14 protein-coding genes and 1 pseudogene are annotated in these 14,584 nt (G+C 69.3%); 1 reads left to right on the top strand and 14 read right to left on the bottom strand.

The genetic code is table 11. The annotated features are described in order from the left end of the window. Positions 1-241: 241 nt before the first annotated feature. From OG306_RS35400 to OG306_RS35390, 3 genes are read right to left on the bottom strand one after another with little or no spacing between them, the layout of a single operon-like run. Entirely contained in the window at positions 242-613 is a 372-nt protein-coding gene (locus tag OG306_RS35400; protein WP_266750438.1) for a DUF742 domain-containing protein, read from the bottom strand. 2 nt (positions 614-615) lie between these two features. Beyond that, positions 616-1,050 (bottom strand): roadblock/LC7 domain-containing protein, encoded by a 435-nt coding sequence (locus tag OG306_RS35395; protein WP_266750437.1) that lies wholly within the window; start codon positions 1,048-1,050, stop codon positions 616-618. 7 nt (positions 1,051-1,057) lie between these two features. Continuing rightward, positions 1,058-3,055, bottom strand: a complete 1,998-nt coding sequence (locus OG306_RS35390) for a sensor histidine kinase (protein ID WP_266750435.1) — start codon at positions 3,053-3,055, stop codon at positions 1,058-1,060. A gap of 530 nt (positions 3,056-3,585) precedes the next feature. Between OG306_RS35390 and OG306_RS35385 the strand changes: the two genes are divergently transcribed. After that, positions 3,586-4,671: a sulfite oxidase gene (locus OG306_RS35385; RefSeq protein WP_266750434.1), complete on the top strand. Its 1,086-nt coding sequence runs from the start codon at positions 3,586-3,588 to the stop codon at positions 4,669-4,671. A 307-nt stretch (positions 4,672-4,978) separates the two neighbouring features. Here OG306_RS35385 and OG306_RS35380 read toward each other — a convergent pair. The 11 genes and pseudogenes from OG306_RS35380 to OG306_RS41000 all read right to left on the bottom strand — a co-directional run. Continuing rightward, positions 4,979-5,161 (bottom strand): annotated as a pseudogene (locus OG306_RS35380) (transposase); the annotation flags it as partial. 322 nt (positions 5,162-5,483) lie between these two features. After that, the gene (locus OG306_RS35375; RefSeq protein WP_266750432.1) at positions 5,484-5,996 is read right to left on the bottom strand and encodes a DUF6529 family protein; all 513 of its coding nucleotides are present in this window, start codon (positions 5,994-5,996) and stop codon (positions 5,484-5,486) included. 58 nt (positions 5,997-6,054) lie between these two features. Continuing rightward, positions 6,055-6,318 carry a hypothetical protein gene (locus tag OG306_RS35370; RefSeq protein WP_266750431.1) on the bottom strand — a complete coding sequence of 88 codons (264 nt, stop codon included), beginning with the start codon at positions 6,316-6,318 and terminating at the stop codon, positions 6,055-6,057. 436 nt (positions 6,319-6,754) lie between these two features. Then, positions 6,755-7,975 (bottom strand): acyl-CoA dehydrogenase family protein, encoded by a 1,221-nt coding sequence (locus OG306_RS35365; RefSeq protein ID WP_266750429.1) that lies wholly within the window; start codon positions 7,973-7,975, stop codon positions 6,755-6,757. After that, positions 7,972-8,385 (bottom strand): hypothetical protein, encoded by a 414-nt coding sequence (locus OG306_RS35360; RefSeq protein WP_266750427.1) that lies wholly within the window; start codon positions 8,383-8,385, stop codon positions 7,972-7,974. The genes OG306_RS35365 and OG306_RS35360 overlap by 4 nt, the downstream gene beginning before the upstream one ends. After that, entirely contained in the window at positions 8,382-8,801 is a 420-nt protein-coding gene (locus OG306_RS35355) for a hypothetical protein (RefSeq protein ID WP_266750425.1), read from the bottom strand. The genes OG306_RS35360 and OG306_RS35355 overlap by 4 nt, the downstream gene beginning before the upstream one ends. Then, the gene (locus tag OG306_RS35350; protein ID WP_266750424.1) at positions 8,798-10,348 is read right to left on the bottom strand and encodes a type I 3-dehydroquinate dehydratase; all 1,551 of its coding nucleotides are present in this window, start codon (positions 10,346-10,348) and stop codon (positions 8,798-8,800) included. Before OG306_RS35350 ends, OG306_RS35355 begins: the two co-directional genes overlap by 4 nt. A 47-nt stretch (positions 10,349-10,395) precedes the next feature. Next, a complete protein-coding gene (locus OG306_RS35345; protein ID WP_266750422.1) occupies positions 10,396-10,761 on the bottom strand; it encodes a hypothetical protein in 366 nt (121 codons plus the stop codon). Positions 10,762-10,766: 5 nt separating this feature from the next. Next, on the bottom strand, positions 10,767-11,978 hold the full coding sequence (locus OG306_RS35340; RefSeq protein ID WP_266750421.1) for a hypothetical protein: 1,212 nt from the start codon (positions 11,976-11,978) through the stop codon (positions 10,767-10,769). 989 nt (positions 11,979-12,967) lie between these two features. Then, positions 12,968-13,918, bottom strand: a complete 951-nt coding sequence (locus OG306_RS35335) for a metallophosphoesterase family protein (RefSeq protein ID WP_266904708.1) — start codon at positions 13,916-13,918, stop codon at positions 12,968-12,970. Next, on the bottom strand, positions 13,915-14,163 hold the full coding sequence (locus OG306_RS41000) for a cupredoxin domain-containing protein (protein WP_405680386.1): 249 nt from the start codon (positions 14,161-14,163) through the stop codon (positions 13,915-13,917). The genes OG306_RS35335 and OG306_RS41000 overlap by 4 nt, the downstream gene beginning before the upstream one ends. Between the last annotated feature and the right edge of the window lie 421 nt (positions 14,164-14,584).

Below are 14,584 nucleotides of genomic sequence, written 5' to 3'. Positions count from 1 at the left end.
CGCACCGCCGGAGCCGTACGCACCGCCGGAGCTGTAGCCATCGCTGGAGCTGTGGGCATCGCCGGAGCCGCCAAAGCCTTCCGGATAGCCGCGGTCTCCATGGCTCTCGTGGCTTCCGTCGCTTCCACGGCTTCCAGGGCTTCCAGGGCGTCCAGGGCTTCCACGCTCTCCATGGCTTCCGAGACTTTCGAAGCCTTCGTGGCGTGCGCTGTTCTCGTACGCGGCTGGGCTGCCGAAGCCGTCAGAGCTGTCGTCGTAAGCCATCGAGCACTGCCTCCAGCAGAGATCGGTCGGTGGGCATGTCATGGAAGGCGGGCGCGTGCGCGGTGACTGCTCCGCAGTCCACCAGGTCGGAGACGAGCACCTTGGTGACGACTGCGGGCAACCGAAGATGGGCGGCGATCTCGGCCACCGAGGTGGGGCCGCCGCACAGCCCCAGCGCGACGGAGTGCTCGGGACCGAGATGGACCTGTGGCTCGGTCCCCGTGGCCATCACCAGAGAGAGCAGATCGAGCACGGCCGTCGGACGGGTCCGGCCGTTGCTCACGGTGTACGGGCGGATGAGCCGGCCGGCCGCGTCGTCGAGCAACGGCGCGTCCTGCGGAACCGACACCCTCACAGCCCCGTGGTGCTCGGGGCCCCGGCCGCCTGTCTTGCCGGAGTCATCAGGTAGGGCCGGACGCTCTTGACCAGCATCGTCATCTCGTAGCCCAGTACCGCCGCGTCCGCCTCCCGGCCGGCGAGGACGGCGAGGCAGGTGCCCGAGCCCGCGGTGGAGACGAACAGCAGCGTCGTGTCGAGCTCGACGACCACCTGGCGTACGTCGCCGCTGTCACCGAAGCGCGCGCCGGCGCTGCGGCCGAGCGAGTACAGGCCGGCGGCCAGCGCTGCCATGTGGTCGGCGCTGTCGGCGTCCATGCCGTGGAGGGATTTCACCAGCCCGTCGGCGGAGAGAAGGACTGCACTGCGTGTGTACGGGACGCGCTGGACCAGTCCGCTCAGCAGCCAGTCGAGGTCCGAGACCTGACCGGATGACATATCGGTCGACATGGTGCATCTACTCCTTGGAGGTGTTCGATTCGAGGGGGTCGGTGGTCCCGCCCACGTTCGTGTCCGGGGCCGGGGCCTGGGTGTGCGGGGCGGCGGTTGCCGTGAGTCCACGTACCGGCAGCGGTTCGAGCGGGGCCCGGGGCTGCCGGGCCTGCGGGGCGGACGCCGTTCCCAGGCTCGTGCCCGCCGCCTGGGCGGTGTCCGCCCCGGATTCGGCACGGGCCTCCGCGAGTTCGATGCCACGCCGGAATGCCGCCATGAGTCCCGGGTCGTGCAGGGCCTGTTCGTCGTCGCTGCGTGGGGCCGGTGCCTCCCTGAGCTGTGGGACGAGGTGCTCCTGGTTGGCCCGCCTCGGGAGTTGGGGCCGCCCCAGGGTGCCGCGCACCACGCCGGGCTCGGGGTGAAGCGCCTCGGGGTGAAGTGCTTCGGGGTGAAGCGCTTCGGGTGCGTCGTCGGTGCCCCGGTTCCCGCGACCGGCCTCGGCGGGGGCGGAGCGGTCGAGGCGCTCCGCGCGCAGGGGGAGCGGTGGGGCTTCGCCCTGGTGTCCTGTCTGCTGGGCCGGCTGATGCAGGTGCAGCGGCTGGCTGGGGACGTAGGGCTGGCGGTTGGTGCTCGGCTGCGGACTCGGGGCGGGGCCCCGGTCGGGTCCGGGACCGAGTCCCCGGTCCGGGTTCGGCCTGCGGTGGACCCCGGTGGCGTCCTCGGCCGGTGGCCGGTGCACGGGACCAGGGGGCGGGACCGGGGCCGCGTCGCCTCCGGCGGGAACGTCACCGTCCAGGCCCAGGAGGGACTGGGGGAGGACGAGTACGGCCTGCGTACCGCCGTAGATGTTGCTCTGCAGCTGGACGGCGATGCCGTGCCGTCGGGCCAGTGACGCGACGACGAACAGGCCGATCCGGCCGTCCTGGAGCAGATGGGCCACGTTGACCTGGTCGGGGTCGGCGAGCAGGGCGTTCATCCGCCTCTGCTCGTTGCCCGGCATGCCGAGGCCCCGGTCCTCGACCTCCAGGGCCAGCCCGGCGGTGACCTGCTGGGCGCGCAGCAGCACTTGGGTGTGCGGGGCCGAGAACACCGTGGCGTTCTCGACCAGTTCGGCCAGCAGATGGATCACATCGGCGACGGCGTGTCCGCGCAGTGTGCCGTCGATCGGCGGAACCAGTTTGACCCGTGGGTACTGCTCGACCTCGGCGATCGCCGAGCGCAGGACCTCGGTCATGGTGACCGGATTGCTCCACTGCCGCCTGGAGACGGCGCCACCGAGGACGGCGAGATTCTCCGCGTGTCTGCGGATGCGGGTGGCGAGGTGGTCGACGTGGAAGAGGCCCTTGAGCAGATCGGGGTCCTCGACCTCGTGCTCCAGCTCGTCGAGCAGTTGGATCTCGCGGTGGACGAGCGACTGGAGCCGGCGGGCGAGGTTGACGAAGACTTCGACCTTCTGGTCCTCCCCGGTGTGGTCGGAGAGCCGGGACGCCTGCACGATCGCGGCCACGGCGACTTCCTGCTGGCGGCTGAGTTCCTGCCCGAGCAGTTCGAAGGCGTCGCTGCCGGGAACGACGGGCTGCGCGGGCCGCCGCGCGGGCACGGACTCGCCGTTGCGGAGCTGTTCCACCACCCGTTGCAGTTCGGCCTGGCCGTGGACGCTGGCGCGGCGAAGCGCCAGACAGCGGCCGAAGACGGTGGTGGCGACGCGGTTGGCCGCGAGATACGCGGCCAGCACGGCGGCGAGGGCCAGCGCACCGGCCCCGCCCAGCCCGATCCACAGTTCACTGGACGGCCGGGCTCCGGTGGAGCGGACGGTGAAGATGACCGCTGCGGCTCCGCTCAGCACCGCGGCGACGGCCGGCAGCACCGCGGTGCGCAGGAGTTGGGGGCGGATACGCGCCTCGGGGGACGGTTGGGCAGCGCGCGGCCTGGCCGTGGCCGCGTGGGAACGGGCACCCGGCCGGCCGTGCCGTCCGCCCTCTCGGCGTTCCGGTCGCGCTTCGGGTGCGCGAAGTTGAGACATCAGTGTCCTCGGTACGTGGCGCACCAGGAATCGGCGTTCCCGCGGTGGCACCTACGGTTCTGGTCAGGCTCGGTTCATCGGTCCGGCAGGCTCGCAAGACATGAGCTCACCGTTGATCGCCGCGCACACACGGTAGTCGTCCATCACGCAGGTGCGACGGGCAGTTGTCGAACTTGCCCACCATCCGTCCCGCTCTGGTATGAACCATCGCACTAGAGGACGATTGCGCCGCATTGATACCTGGTCGACGGACACCCGAACGGCCCACGGAAGCGACTCCTCGACACAGCGAGCGGCTCGGCCCGTCCGGTCATACCGGACGGGCCGAGCCGTCGGAATGTTCCGCGTATGCCGCGGGTTCGGTTCTCCGCGAGCGCGCACGGCGGCTTTGGTGGCGCTGTAGGTGGTGCACTTCTCGACGCCGGCCGCGATCACTGTCACCAACCTCTATGGACAGGACAACTAGCCATCCGCAGGCGCTCCTCGTGGGCGGCTTGGCGTAAGCGCCTGACATGATGAACAGTAGTTATATGGCTATATGGGGCAAGTGGAACAATGTGCTAGTACACCAGACCGAGCCGTACAACGCCGAAACGCCTCCCGGCGCCCTCGCAAGTCAGATCACCCCCCTGGAGAGCTTCTACGGCCGCAATCACGCGCCCATCCCCCGCATCGACCCGGAGAGCTGGCGGCTGCGAGTAGACGGTCTGGTCGATCGCCCACTGGAGCTGTCGATGGACGAACTGCGGCGCCGCTTCCCCGAGCGGAGCGTGGTGGCAACACTGCAGTGCGCGGGCAACCGCCGCGCGGACCTCATCGAGGTCCGCGAGATACCCGGCCAGGTCTCCTGGGGCCCCGGAGCCATCTCCACCGCGTGCTGGAGCGGGGCAAGCCTCGCGGATGTGCTGGCCGAGGCCGGAGTGCAGCCGGAGGCGGCGCACATCGCCTTCACCGGTGCCGACGTGTCACAGCAGGCCGAGCCACCGCAGCCCTTCGGCGGCTCGATACCGGTGGCGAAGGCAACCTCCAGCGAGGTGTTGCTGGCCTGGGCCATGAACGATCAGGCACTGCCCACCGCGCACGGCGCGCCGCTGCGCGTGGTCGTCCCCGGGTGGATCGGCGCCCGCAGCGTCAAGTGGCTCAAGCGCATTACCGCTCAGGCCGAGCCGTCCGACAACTACTTCCAGATCGAATACAGCATCCTGCCCGCCGAAGCCGACCCTCACCAGGCCAGGCAGGCAGACGGCATCACCCTCGGCCCGATCGCCATCCACTGTGCCATCCTGCAGCCCGGCAAGAACGCCCAGCTGCCGTCCGGGCCGACCGAGGTCGCCGGCTTCGCCTTCGCCGGGGACGACAGAACCGTGGAACGCGTGGATGTCTCCGCCGACGACGGCGTCACCTGGGCCCACGCCGACCTGGACCCGCCGGAGAACCCCTGGACGTGGCAGCACTGGCGCGCCACGCTTACGCTGCCCCCGGGCGAGGCCGAGCTCATCGCCCGTGCCTGGGACTCCACGGCGGCTGTGCAGCCTGAGTCCCCGGCGACCGTCTGGAACCCCAGGGGGTACGCCAACAACGCCGCGGCTCGCGTGCACGTCACATGCCGTCCCTGACCCGGACACCTCGCTCGAACGATTCAGCGATTGACACAGACCGCTGGACACCTCACCGCTACCCGAATGGTGGCACCATCTCGTGCACCAGAGGTTGCGTCTACGGGTGCACCAGCTATTCGACATTGGTTGCCCTCACCAAGCTGACGCCCGGGAATTCGCGCAGGTCACCACGGGCCCTTGGCGTGGTCGGGCCTCTGACATCCCCGTTGCGGCCGCTTTCCCATGTCCCTGGCGCGACGGCACCATGGCTCAGGCTCGCCTCGCCGCCTCGCCAAGAAGGGCTGGGACTACGAGCGCTACGCCGCGGCAGGGATGAGGCGAGGGCCCGCAGGATCACGGCCTGCACCAGTTCGCTTTTGGTGGCGAAGGTGCGGTCGTCGGGGACACGGGCGGCCCGACAGCGTTCGCGGTCGTCGGTCCAAGACCTGGGCAGGTAGAGCTCGGGGCCGACCCGGGCGTGGCCGCGGGAGGTGGCGTAGGCGGCGAAGCCTCGCGCAAGGTTCGGATGTGGGCCAGGAAGGCTTTCGCGGATCCGGCGCTGTCGGCGCGGGCCAGGATTGCGGTGCCATGCCGGTGAGCGTCGGGGATCTGCGCGAGGGCGTCGCCCAACACCGCAATGCGATCGGAAACACAGCAGCGGATGGAAGCCGAAGCCGCCGTTGCACAACGGGCAGGGCTGACTTCATGTCCCCAGCCCTGCCTGACCTCGCCCGAACCGGGAGGCACCGCCCAGGTGCAGGGTGTCGCTCACCGCGGTGTTGTCGGTCCGGCCGGGGCCGCCATTGGCCGTCGGGCGTCTCGCGCTCTGCTCACAGGCCGGGGGCCTGGAAGCCGTTCAGGTACCAGAAGGCGGCGGCGTACCAGATCAGGGCGATCGCGGTGACGAGGGTGCCTCCAGCCAGTGGGAGTGCCCAGCCGGGCCAGTGGCGGTGGCGGACCACGATGACCTTGGCGACGAAGGCCCCGTAGAGGAAGCAGCCGGTGAGCGAGTGCAGCGCCAGGCGGGTGTCGGTCAGCTGGACGCCGTAGGCGGTGATGCAGTGCTGAGCGATGGGGAGGGAGAGGAGGAAGGCGGTCAGACCGATGAGGCGGTGCGTCGTGTTGACCCGGTGCGGTGCGGTTCGCAGTGCGGGCAGGCGGCCGTACATCCAGAGGGCGAGAAGTAGCTGAATCAGCGCCAGACCCAGCAGTGCGGAGCCGAGTTGGGCTTTGAGTAGTCTGGCGTCGTCGCCGCGCTGCCCGAAGAGGCTGTTCTCGTAGGCGGGGGTGTGTACCCGGCCGTACCAGTAGAGGCCGACCGTGACCGCCACGGGCAGGAGCATCCACAGGACGCCGTGGAGCCGTCGGTGGTTGGCAGGGGGAGCGAGGCCGTCCACGTGATCAGCCGCCCCCGCTCTCGATTTTGCCGCCCTGGAGCTGGACGGCATACCACGTGGTGCCGAGCGCGGCGCTGGGAGTGCGGGCGGTTCGGGCCGACGGCCCGGAGACAAAGTGAGGTTCGGTGCGGGCGGATGCGACCGCCGCCGGTGCGGGCTGCGGGCTCACGGCGATCGTCGTCCTTCTGCCGCCGGAGCAACCGTTGTGCACCATGGCACGCATGGCGTCAACGGCGACCCAGGCGGTCGCGAGGCGAGGGTTTCTCAACAGGTTCTCCAGGAATTGCGGGCCGATCTCGCCAGTACGTCCGAAGATTCCCTGCCGGGTCCAGTCGGCGCGCCAGCAGGCACGCAATTCAAGGAGAGCGGTTGGGCCGGACGGCCGATGAGAGCGACATGCCGACCCAGCTGAAGGAGGGGTGGGGAAGCAGCCGCGTTCGAAGCGGGCCCCCGGCGCGGACGATCGGTCACCCTTGGGTGCGCCGCCGGACGCCCCTGCCGACGCGGCCATGCTCGTCGCCCGCAGCCTGGTGACCTGCGCGCAGGCCGTCGGGAGCCATACGTGCCCCGCACGCCGACCCGGCCTCAGCCGCGACGGCTGCGCGCCCAAGCACTCGTAGGTCGCTGGTCTCGCATGTCCGTGCATCGTCGCCGATGGATACCCCGCGACGACGTGTTCCCTTACCTGGCTCGAGGGTTCGGAGTCATGGTCTGTGGAACGACGGGTCGTGCTGCTCGCCGAGTACGGCCCGCCCGATGGTCGCCAGGACGTGGTCGTCGTTGTCATGGAGCTCGTAGAAGGTCAGGTCGCGCAGGATCCGCTCCACGGGGCTCGGGCGGATCAGGCTGCGGGCACCGCACGCGCGGATGACGTGGTGCACTGTCTCTTCCGCCACATGCTCGATCACATGCCAGGCCCTGCTGCCGGCGATCCGCGCCTCCTCGACCCTGCCTTCGTCCCACAGACCGGCGACGTAGCGCAACCAGAGGCGGGCGGTGTCGATGTTGACCGCCATGCTGCCCACCCGCTGCTGCACAAAGGGATCATCGCCCTTGCCCTGCCGCATCAGATACCCGAGCCCGTATTCGTTCGCGGCCAGAGCGCCGCCGAGGAAGCTGGCAGCGTAGTGCGGGATGAAAGCGGTCTGCCAGTGCCCTTCGAAGTAGCCGCCGGGGCGGCCGATGAGATGCTCGCGCGGCACGAAGGTGTCGTGGAACCGCACCACATGGCTGACCGTCGCGCGCATGCCGATCGGGTCCCACCACGAACTGTCCACAGTCACAGTCGGGTCGGACAGGTCGCAGGCGAGCAGCAGGAGTTTTCCGTGGGCCTCTCGGCTGTGCCGGGCTCCGCCGGGGCCGGCCGGATCGACGAGCAGGATCGCCCACTGGGCTCCGGTGGCGCTGGTGGCGAACGCCTTGCTTCCGCGGAGGGTCCAGCCGCTGCGGACGGGTGTCAGCATGGTGCCGAAGCGACCGCTCTCGCCCGGCTTGGGGGTCTGGGGTTCGCCGCTCCAGGCGGCCCATTTCTCTCCGTGTTCGACCACGCCGGTGAACCAGTGTCGCTTCTGCTCAGGCCTGGCCAGGGCGTCGATGAGGACGAGTGCGTTGGCGTGCCCCTCCCAGCAGCGGGCCAGTGACAGATCGGCCTTGGCCAGCGTGGTGGTCATCTCCCACAGGGGCAGGGTGTTGCGCTGCTGGGGGCCGTAGCCCAGGCCGCCGTGCTCCCGCGGCACAGGGGCGGCCAGGAACCCGCCGGAGAACAGATCGTCGAAGTCCTCGGCGGGGAACGCGGCCCTGCGGTCGTATTCCTCGGCGCGGGGGGCGAAGTTGTCCGCGGCCAGCTTCGCCAAGGCGTCGAGAACGGTTCGGTCGCCCCCGGCCACCGGATCGCGGGCCGGACCGTGGCCCAGGTCGTCGGTCATAGGAGGACGGCCCCTTCCGAACGGTAGAAGTGGGCGCGGTACATCACGTTCGGTATCTGCGGATCGACGGTATGGACGGTGTGGACATCGATGGTCAGCAGGCCGCGGTTGAGGTAGCCGCAGAGGATGACCTGGCGGGAGCCGAGCGGACCTTCGGCGAGGAAGGCAACGGCCTCGGGGGCGTCCATGTCATCGGCCAGCGGGACGGCGGGCAGGGTGGCGCCGGTGACGGGCGTTGCGGTCGGTACGAGCGCCTCTTGTGACGGGTCCGGATCGCCGCGCTCGGTGATCCGCAGCAGGAGCCGGCTGCCGTCGACCGCGGCATCGACCAGGTGGATACCCGTGGCGGTGGTGTCGAAGTTGACCCAGCCACCGGTCAGTGGCGCCGGATCGACCGTCCGCGCCGTCATGCCCGCCCCTCCGCCCTGTGGAAGAACGAGCGGGCCCAGTGGTCGGCTCCCCCGCCGTCATCGCTGAAGATGCTGCTCGTGGTGGCCACCAGGATGCCCGTCTTGTGGTAGGCGCACAGGACAGTGCGCAGCGAGCCGAAGTGGTAGATCGCCGAGAACGACCAGGCGGTCGATGGGGTTCCTGGCGCGGTGTACACGACCGCCGACACCTCACCCCAGTCGCGCGGCTGCGGGCTGCCGGTGCCGAAAGCTCTGACGAACAGGCCCTTCTCGTGCCACGTCACGCTCAGCCGTAGGGCGCCCTTCGAACTGTCCTGGTCGGTGTTGACCCAGTCGCCCAGCAGCGCCGAGACGTCGGGGGCGTCCGGCGGCCGCGGCGCGTCCGGTCCGGCGGGGGAGGCCGACCGGGGCGTCATGGTTGCTCTCCGCTCGTGGGTTGCGCCGGGGGCGATTCCCCCGGCTCGGTGAGGCCGTGGACGTCGGCGCGCTCGGCCTGGCTGAAGCCGAGGGAGCGCAGGGGCAGCGCATCGGGGAACGGATGGCCTGTCAACAGCTGGAACTGTTCGCTCACTTCGACGAGCAGGACGTCCCAGCCGTCGATGCCGATCAGCCCGCGGGCGCGGGTGGCGCTCATGAGCGCGGTCGGAGGATCGCGGTAGACCATTTCCAACACCGCCGCGTCCGGGTCGACGGCGGCAACCGGAAACGGTTGCCTTTCCGCCAGGGGTGTGGCGTGGACGAGCACAGCGTGTCCTGCCGGGGAGAACCGGGAGAGCGGTACGTAGGGAGCCCCGAGGCGTGAGGAGGCTTCCCGGCCACGCGCATGCCCCCGGTTGACCAGGGTCACCCGGGCTCCGGCCTGGAGCAGGGCCAGCGCGACGGCCTGCCCGGTGCTGCCGCAACCTATGACGGCGGCCCTGCGGCCGCTGGGGTCGACCCCGGCCCGGGCAAGGATGTGCAGGGCAGCGGCGGTGTCGGTGGTGGCCGCCCGCCAGCGCCCGGCGTCGAGCCACAGAACGTTGGCCGCGCCGCACCGCAGCGCCTGCGGGCCGACGATGTCGGCCTCTTCGACCGCGCTCTGCTTGTGGGGAGCGGTCACGGTCAGCCCGCGTAGCGGCAGCCCGGCCAGCGTCCCGAAGCCGTTGGCCCAGTGCCAGAAGCGGGGGAACGTGTCCACCTGGAAGGGCAGGTAGAGCGCGGGCAACTGCAACTTCCGCAACGCCGCATTGTGCAGCCGCGGTGACAGCGAGCGTCCCGGGGCATGGCCGGCAATGCCGAACAGGGCACTGATCGGTGGCAGCGCGGGCAGTCCGTAGTCAGTCAGGAGTTGGCCGACGCTCGGCATTCCGTCCGCCCCCGGGGCATCGGCCCGGCCGAAGGCGAGGGGCGCGCCCAGCCACGGCGCCAGCACCCGGGTCCAGGTGCCGGCCGGACCGGACGCGAACGCCGTCACATCGGAGCGCCCGAGCCCGGTGAGCAGCAGGGGCGCGGCCGACCCGTACTGGGTTCCCGACTGCGGCACGAGGAGGTACAGCAGCGCAGGAGTGGTGGCCATCGCGGCGAACCGCTCCCGCAGCTCGGCGGCTGCCCCCAGCACGCCGGCCCCGCGGTCGGCGCTCCGCTCGGGGCGTGCGGATTCGGGCTGGTGCCAGGAGACGCGCCGCTGCCGGGCGGGGATGCCCGCCAGCAGTTCCGGGACCAGGTCGTCCACGGCCTCCATGTCGACCACGTCATAGTGGTCCGCCGCGCGCAGGAGCCGGGTGCGGCGTTCGACCGGGCCGGCAGTCGAGCGACCGCCGTGGCGCGAGGAGCGCAGGCTGTAGGTCACCGGCCCGGTGAAGTGTCGGCGCAGCCGGTGGGGATCGGGGTCGCCGACCAGGTCGGCACGCACCTCCAGCGCGTCGGCCACCCCTGCGAGGCCGCGCAGGCAAGGCGTGGTGAGATCCTCAGGTCGGGCGACCACTGCGACGATATGAGCCCGCCGCGTGACGGCGTCATCGCACCTGCTCGTCAGCCGCTCCATTGGACGCACTCCTCGAGAGGGGCCCGCGGCAGGACGATCCGATTAACAGCCGGGGTGCATACGATGGGACGGTCGGAGTCGATGCCCAGCCACAGGCGCAGGACATCCGCGTAGCCGGCGGTCGGCGGCCCGTAGAAGCGCAGGTCGTCGCGGAAGTGGGCCCGTGCGGATGCGGTGTCCGCGGCGGCTTCCCCCGTGGCCGGCAGCGCTCCCGACCTGGCGGCGCGGGCACGGCGTTCGACGACGTCGTCGAGCGACGGCGGCCGGTTGGCGTAATCAGGCGTGGGACGATCACCGCGGTCGAACGCCTCGCACAGGGCGTCCACCAACGCCTCCGGGAATCTGCCGATCACCGCGTTCACCTGCCACATCCGGGTATTGCGGCTCGACGGTGCGCCGCGAAGAGGTCGGAGCGAAGGAGTTCGTCCAGGCGCACGCGGACGGACCGCTGGATGTGCCTGGCGCACCGGCCGTACACCTCCGAGGACTGCCCCTCCGGATTAGGGATGTCACAGCGCGGATCCAGACACAGGGTGCGGCCCTCGGCCTCGGGTGCCATGGCGATCACCCCATGTCGATGGGCCCGGGTCATGCAGTAGATGACGGAGCTGTCCCGGCAGAGCTCAGGGGTGACCGGGCGTGCTCGGTGAAGCCGGGGATTCCCCCGGCCCGGCACTCGGTCCAGTCCGAGCTCAGCGAGCGCGGACATGGCGCCGGGAGCCATCGGGTCCCCAGGCCGCGTCGTCGCAACACCCGCGCTGGAGAACCGGAAGGCGTACGCGACTCCCGCCTCCGCGGCCTGGGCCCACGCGATGACCTCGGCCATGGGCGAACGGGAGGCGTTCCCGCCGCAGACGAACAGCACGCGGCACACCGCCCCGGTGGCGCGTACCCGCCACCAGGTGACGGCCGACGGGTAGGACAGCGCCGCCGCCGCGCCGACGCCGAAGACGAGCGCGAGGAGCTGAGCGGCCCCCGGAGCTTGGAGCCCGGCCACCCACGCCAGCGAGAAGGAGGCGGCCAGACCGGACATCAGGCTGGCGAACGCCCATGCCGGCACGCCCCAGGTGTACTCGCGCCGGTCCAGGTAGATCAGCGAAGCGAAGACGAACAGCACCTCGTACGCCACGCCTATGCCCGCCGCCGCCAACGCGCCAGGGGTACCGAGGAATGTGGTGAAGCCCGCACGCAACTGCGCTTGCCCGGCCAGTGCCCCTGCCGCCAGCAGCAGAGCCAGCCAAACCGGTGCGGCGACATGCTCCTCCACGAAGAAGCGGCGGTCTGTTGCGAGAACTCCCGACTTGGCCACCCGGCTCATGATTTCGAACCGGCCCATGTAGCCGACGAGATAGATCAGGACGCTCAGCACGGCAGCCAGCGTGAGGTGGTAGCTGTTCACATCACCGAGTGCCACTGAAACCGCGATCAGGCTGAGGCACAACCCCACCCAGGAAGATGCCGTCACCCGCCGTTTGCGCGCCTTGTCGACCAACGGGGAAACAACCAGAACTCCCCCGCGCATCAACAACAGCATGAAGAGGATCGAGACGCCGGAAAAGGTGTAGTTCATCGTGGTAGCACCGATAATGAGCGAAGCAAAGAAGCCGGATGCCAACGTTTCCCGACCCGCCACTGGAATCCGACGCCCCCCGATCCCACCCCGTCGCATGTGCCGCCACCAACCCGACAGGGCTACGAACACAGGCATCACCAGGAGCTGTCCGAGGACGGCTGCGGGCAGCAACTCAAAGCCGTTGACCGGCTTCCCCGACAGCGGAGTCACTCCGCTGGCCAGTGCCTTCACCAGCATGGCGTACGGAACATACGATATGAAGTAGCCGAAGGTGAGCCATCCCATGCGCAGGCCCCATTTCTGATCGAATGTCCCGGCTGTCCCTACAGGTGGAGTGGCGAAGTGCGGCAGCCGGCACTTAAACCTCGAGGGGTCCCCTGGGATCGACGTGTCCGCCCTTCGATCGAAAACAAAACCTCGATAACCGCTCAGGTTTTAGACCGACACGCACGGTCTCGCTCGTGACCACCCATTGTGTCGGCCTCGCGAACCGTCAGGGCGCGTCTCAGGGTAACAAAATCACGCCAGCCCGAAACTGCGCGCATCCCGTGGCCCGTGCAAGAAATTCGAGCCCAGTAATTCAGCCAGGTGCGCTTTCCTAAAAAATTTTACCGTTCGCGCGGACACGCGGCGAGCGCATGAAGCGCACGATCCCTGTCCATCATCCCTCTTCGTAGCCGGCCTGCCACTTGTCGGCCCGCGGGTGGGCCGCTGCGCCGGGTGGTGTCCGCCGTGTGGGAGGCGCGTCGGCGTCTGGTTCATCTGTCCGGTGCAGTGGTGCGGAGCCCGGGTCGCACTCGGCTGGTCTCGTCGTGGTGCGGCGGCGGCAACTGCGAAGGCGGCGGCGGCCTGCAGATGGAACAACGGGCCGATGACGTGGATGAAGCGGTATCCGTCGATGTAGAGCTGGGCGTGGATGTATCAGCTTGCCGCGAGCGTGGCGGCGAGCACCAAGCGCAGTGCGAGGGCGGGCAGGCTCCGGGGGTTCATGTGAGTTTCTCGTCCTTGACCGCCAGTGCGTGGCCGCCTTGCCGGTAGTTGACGGTGCGGATGCCGAGTGCGTCCTTGAGGCGTCCGGCGGGCAGCACCTGTGGAATGGGGCCTGGGCCGTGGCCGGGTTTGGGAAACGGGTAGCAGGTGGGGGCGGCCGAGTGGAAGGTGATGTTTCCCTCGGTCTTGGTGAACAGCTGGTGGACGTGCCCGTTGAGGCACGTGACTGAGGAGAAACGGCGCAGCATCGACAGCACCTTCACCGCATCGTCGGTGCCCCAGCCCCACTTCGGATACATCGCGAAGAGCGGGATGTGGCTGAAGACGACGATCGGGGTGTCCGATGACAGGCCGGCGATGTCCTTGCGGACGAAGTCGATCTGATCGCTGCCCAGGTGGCCGAGTCGCTCAAGGTGCAGAGTATTGACCAGCGCGATGAAGTGCACACCATGGGTGTCGAAGCTGTACCAGCCGTCGCCGAGAGTGTTTTTGGCGAAAGCCTGTCGATATGCGCGTCCGTTGTCCCCGATCGAGTCGTGTTCGCCCGGAACGGTGAAGATCCGGTCGGTGCGCAGCTGCGACAGCATCTGCTTGACCTGGTCGAACTGGGCGGGGGTGGAAAGGTGTGTCAGGTCGCCGCTGTGCATGACGAAGTCGGGGCGGAATCCGAGTGAGTTGACCTGGTTGAGCGCTGCGGTGAACGTTCCGGTGACATTCATGTTGGGCGGGCCATGGAAGCCGATGTGGCTGTCGGAGACCTGCACGAACCGCAGGTCTGCGCTGCCTGCCGGGGTGGGGTCCGACGAACCGGGGATGTGGCTGATCACCTCTCCCCCGGTGACTGTCAGGATGACGGCGCCACCGAACCAGGCGGAGTGCCGCATGAGCTGTCGGCGGGTCATACCGTGCTCGCCGTCGCCGTGGGAGTCGTGTGTCGGTTCGGTCATGGGGTCACCTCCACGGTGGCGGTCATGAACGGGTGGATGGTGCAGTAGTAGGCGTAGGTGCCGGGTTTGGTGAAGGTGTAGCTGTAGGTGTCGTTGGTGGCCAGGCCTTTCGACTTCAGCGGCCCGCCCGATCCTTGTTTGCTGGTGACGGTGTGCGTGTCGGGGTCGGTGTTGGTCCAGGTCACCTTCGTGCCCGCCTTGACCGTCAGTTTCGCCGGGGAGAAGGCAAAGTTCTTGATCGTCACCGCGTTGGCGGCCGCCGGAGCGGACGATTGGCCGGCGGTTGGTGAGGTCGAGGGCGTGCTTGGTGGTGGGGTGACCGTACCGCCCGTTCCGGAGACACCGGGCGTTCCAGGCAGGGTCTGGCCAGTGCCGGGACTCAGTGCGCCCGATGGTTTGGTTTGTGATGATCCGCCGCACGCACTGAGCAGTCCCAGTGCTCCGGCAACGGCGACAGCGGCCAGGCACGTGCGCGACCGCCGGACCAGCACAGAGGAGTTCGCATTCATGGCCATCGTTCCTTCTACGCATTCCTCGCCGCGCGGGCGGGTGTGATCCAAGACCGATCCGGGATCGGCCTGTTTCAGGCAGACAGACGACCGGGTCATGCCCCCCCCGGGGGGGTATTTGAAGGGGCGCAACCCGGTGGGTTACTTTAGGTGGGCG

The organism is Streptomyces sp. NBC_01241 (genome assembly GCF_041435435.1).
GTDB lineage: Bacteria > Actinomycetota > Actinomycetes > Streptomycetales > Streptomycetaceae > Streptomyces.
The sequence above is the reverse complement of the archived record's forward strand: the minus strand, read 5'-3'. Positions and strand labels throughout refer to the sequence as shown.

Excerpts from the sequence above, each read along its gene's own strand:
- OG306_RS35365 (WP_266750429.1), bottom strand. The coding sequence starts at position 7,975 with ATGACCGACGACCTGGGCCACGGTCCGGCCCGCGATCCGGTGGCCGGG.
- OG306_RS35355 (WP_266750425.1), bottom strand. The coding sequence starts at position 8,801 with ATGACGCCCCGGTCGGCCTCCCCCGCCGGACCGGACGCGCCGCGGCCG.
- OG306_RS35335 (WP_266904708.1), bottom strand. The coding sequence starts at position 13,918 with ATGACCGAACCGACACACGACTCCCACGGCGACGGCGAGCACGGTATG.
- OG306_RS35375 (WP_266750432.1), bottom strand. The coding sequence starts at position 5,996 with ATGCTCCTGCCCGTGGCGGTCACGGTCGGCCTCTACTGGTACGGCCGG.
- OG306_RS35385 (WP_266750434.1), top strand. The coding sequence starts at position 3,586 with ATGGCTATATGGGGCAAGTGGAACAATGTGCTAGTACACCAGACCGAG.
- OG306_RS35360 (WP_266750427.1), bottom strand. The coding sequence starts at position 8,385 with ATGACGGCGCGGACGGTCGATCCGGCGCCACTGACCGGTGGCTGGGTC.
- OG306_RS35395 (WP_266750437.1), bottom strand. The coding sequence starts at position 1,050 with ATGTCGACCGATATGTCATCCGGTCAGGTCTCGGACCTCGACTGGCTG.
- OG306_RS35340 (WP_266750421.1), bottom strand. The coding sequence starts at position 11,978 with ATGAACTACACCTTTTCCGGCGTCTCGATCCTCTTCATGCTGTTGTTG.
- OG306_RS35390 (WP_266750435.1), bottom strand. The coding sequence starts at position 3,055 with ATGTCTCAACTTCGCGCACCCGAAGCGCGACCGGAACGCCGAGAGGGC.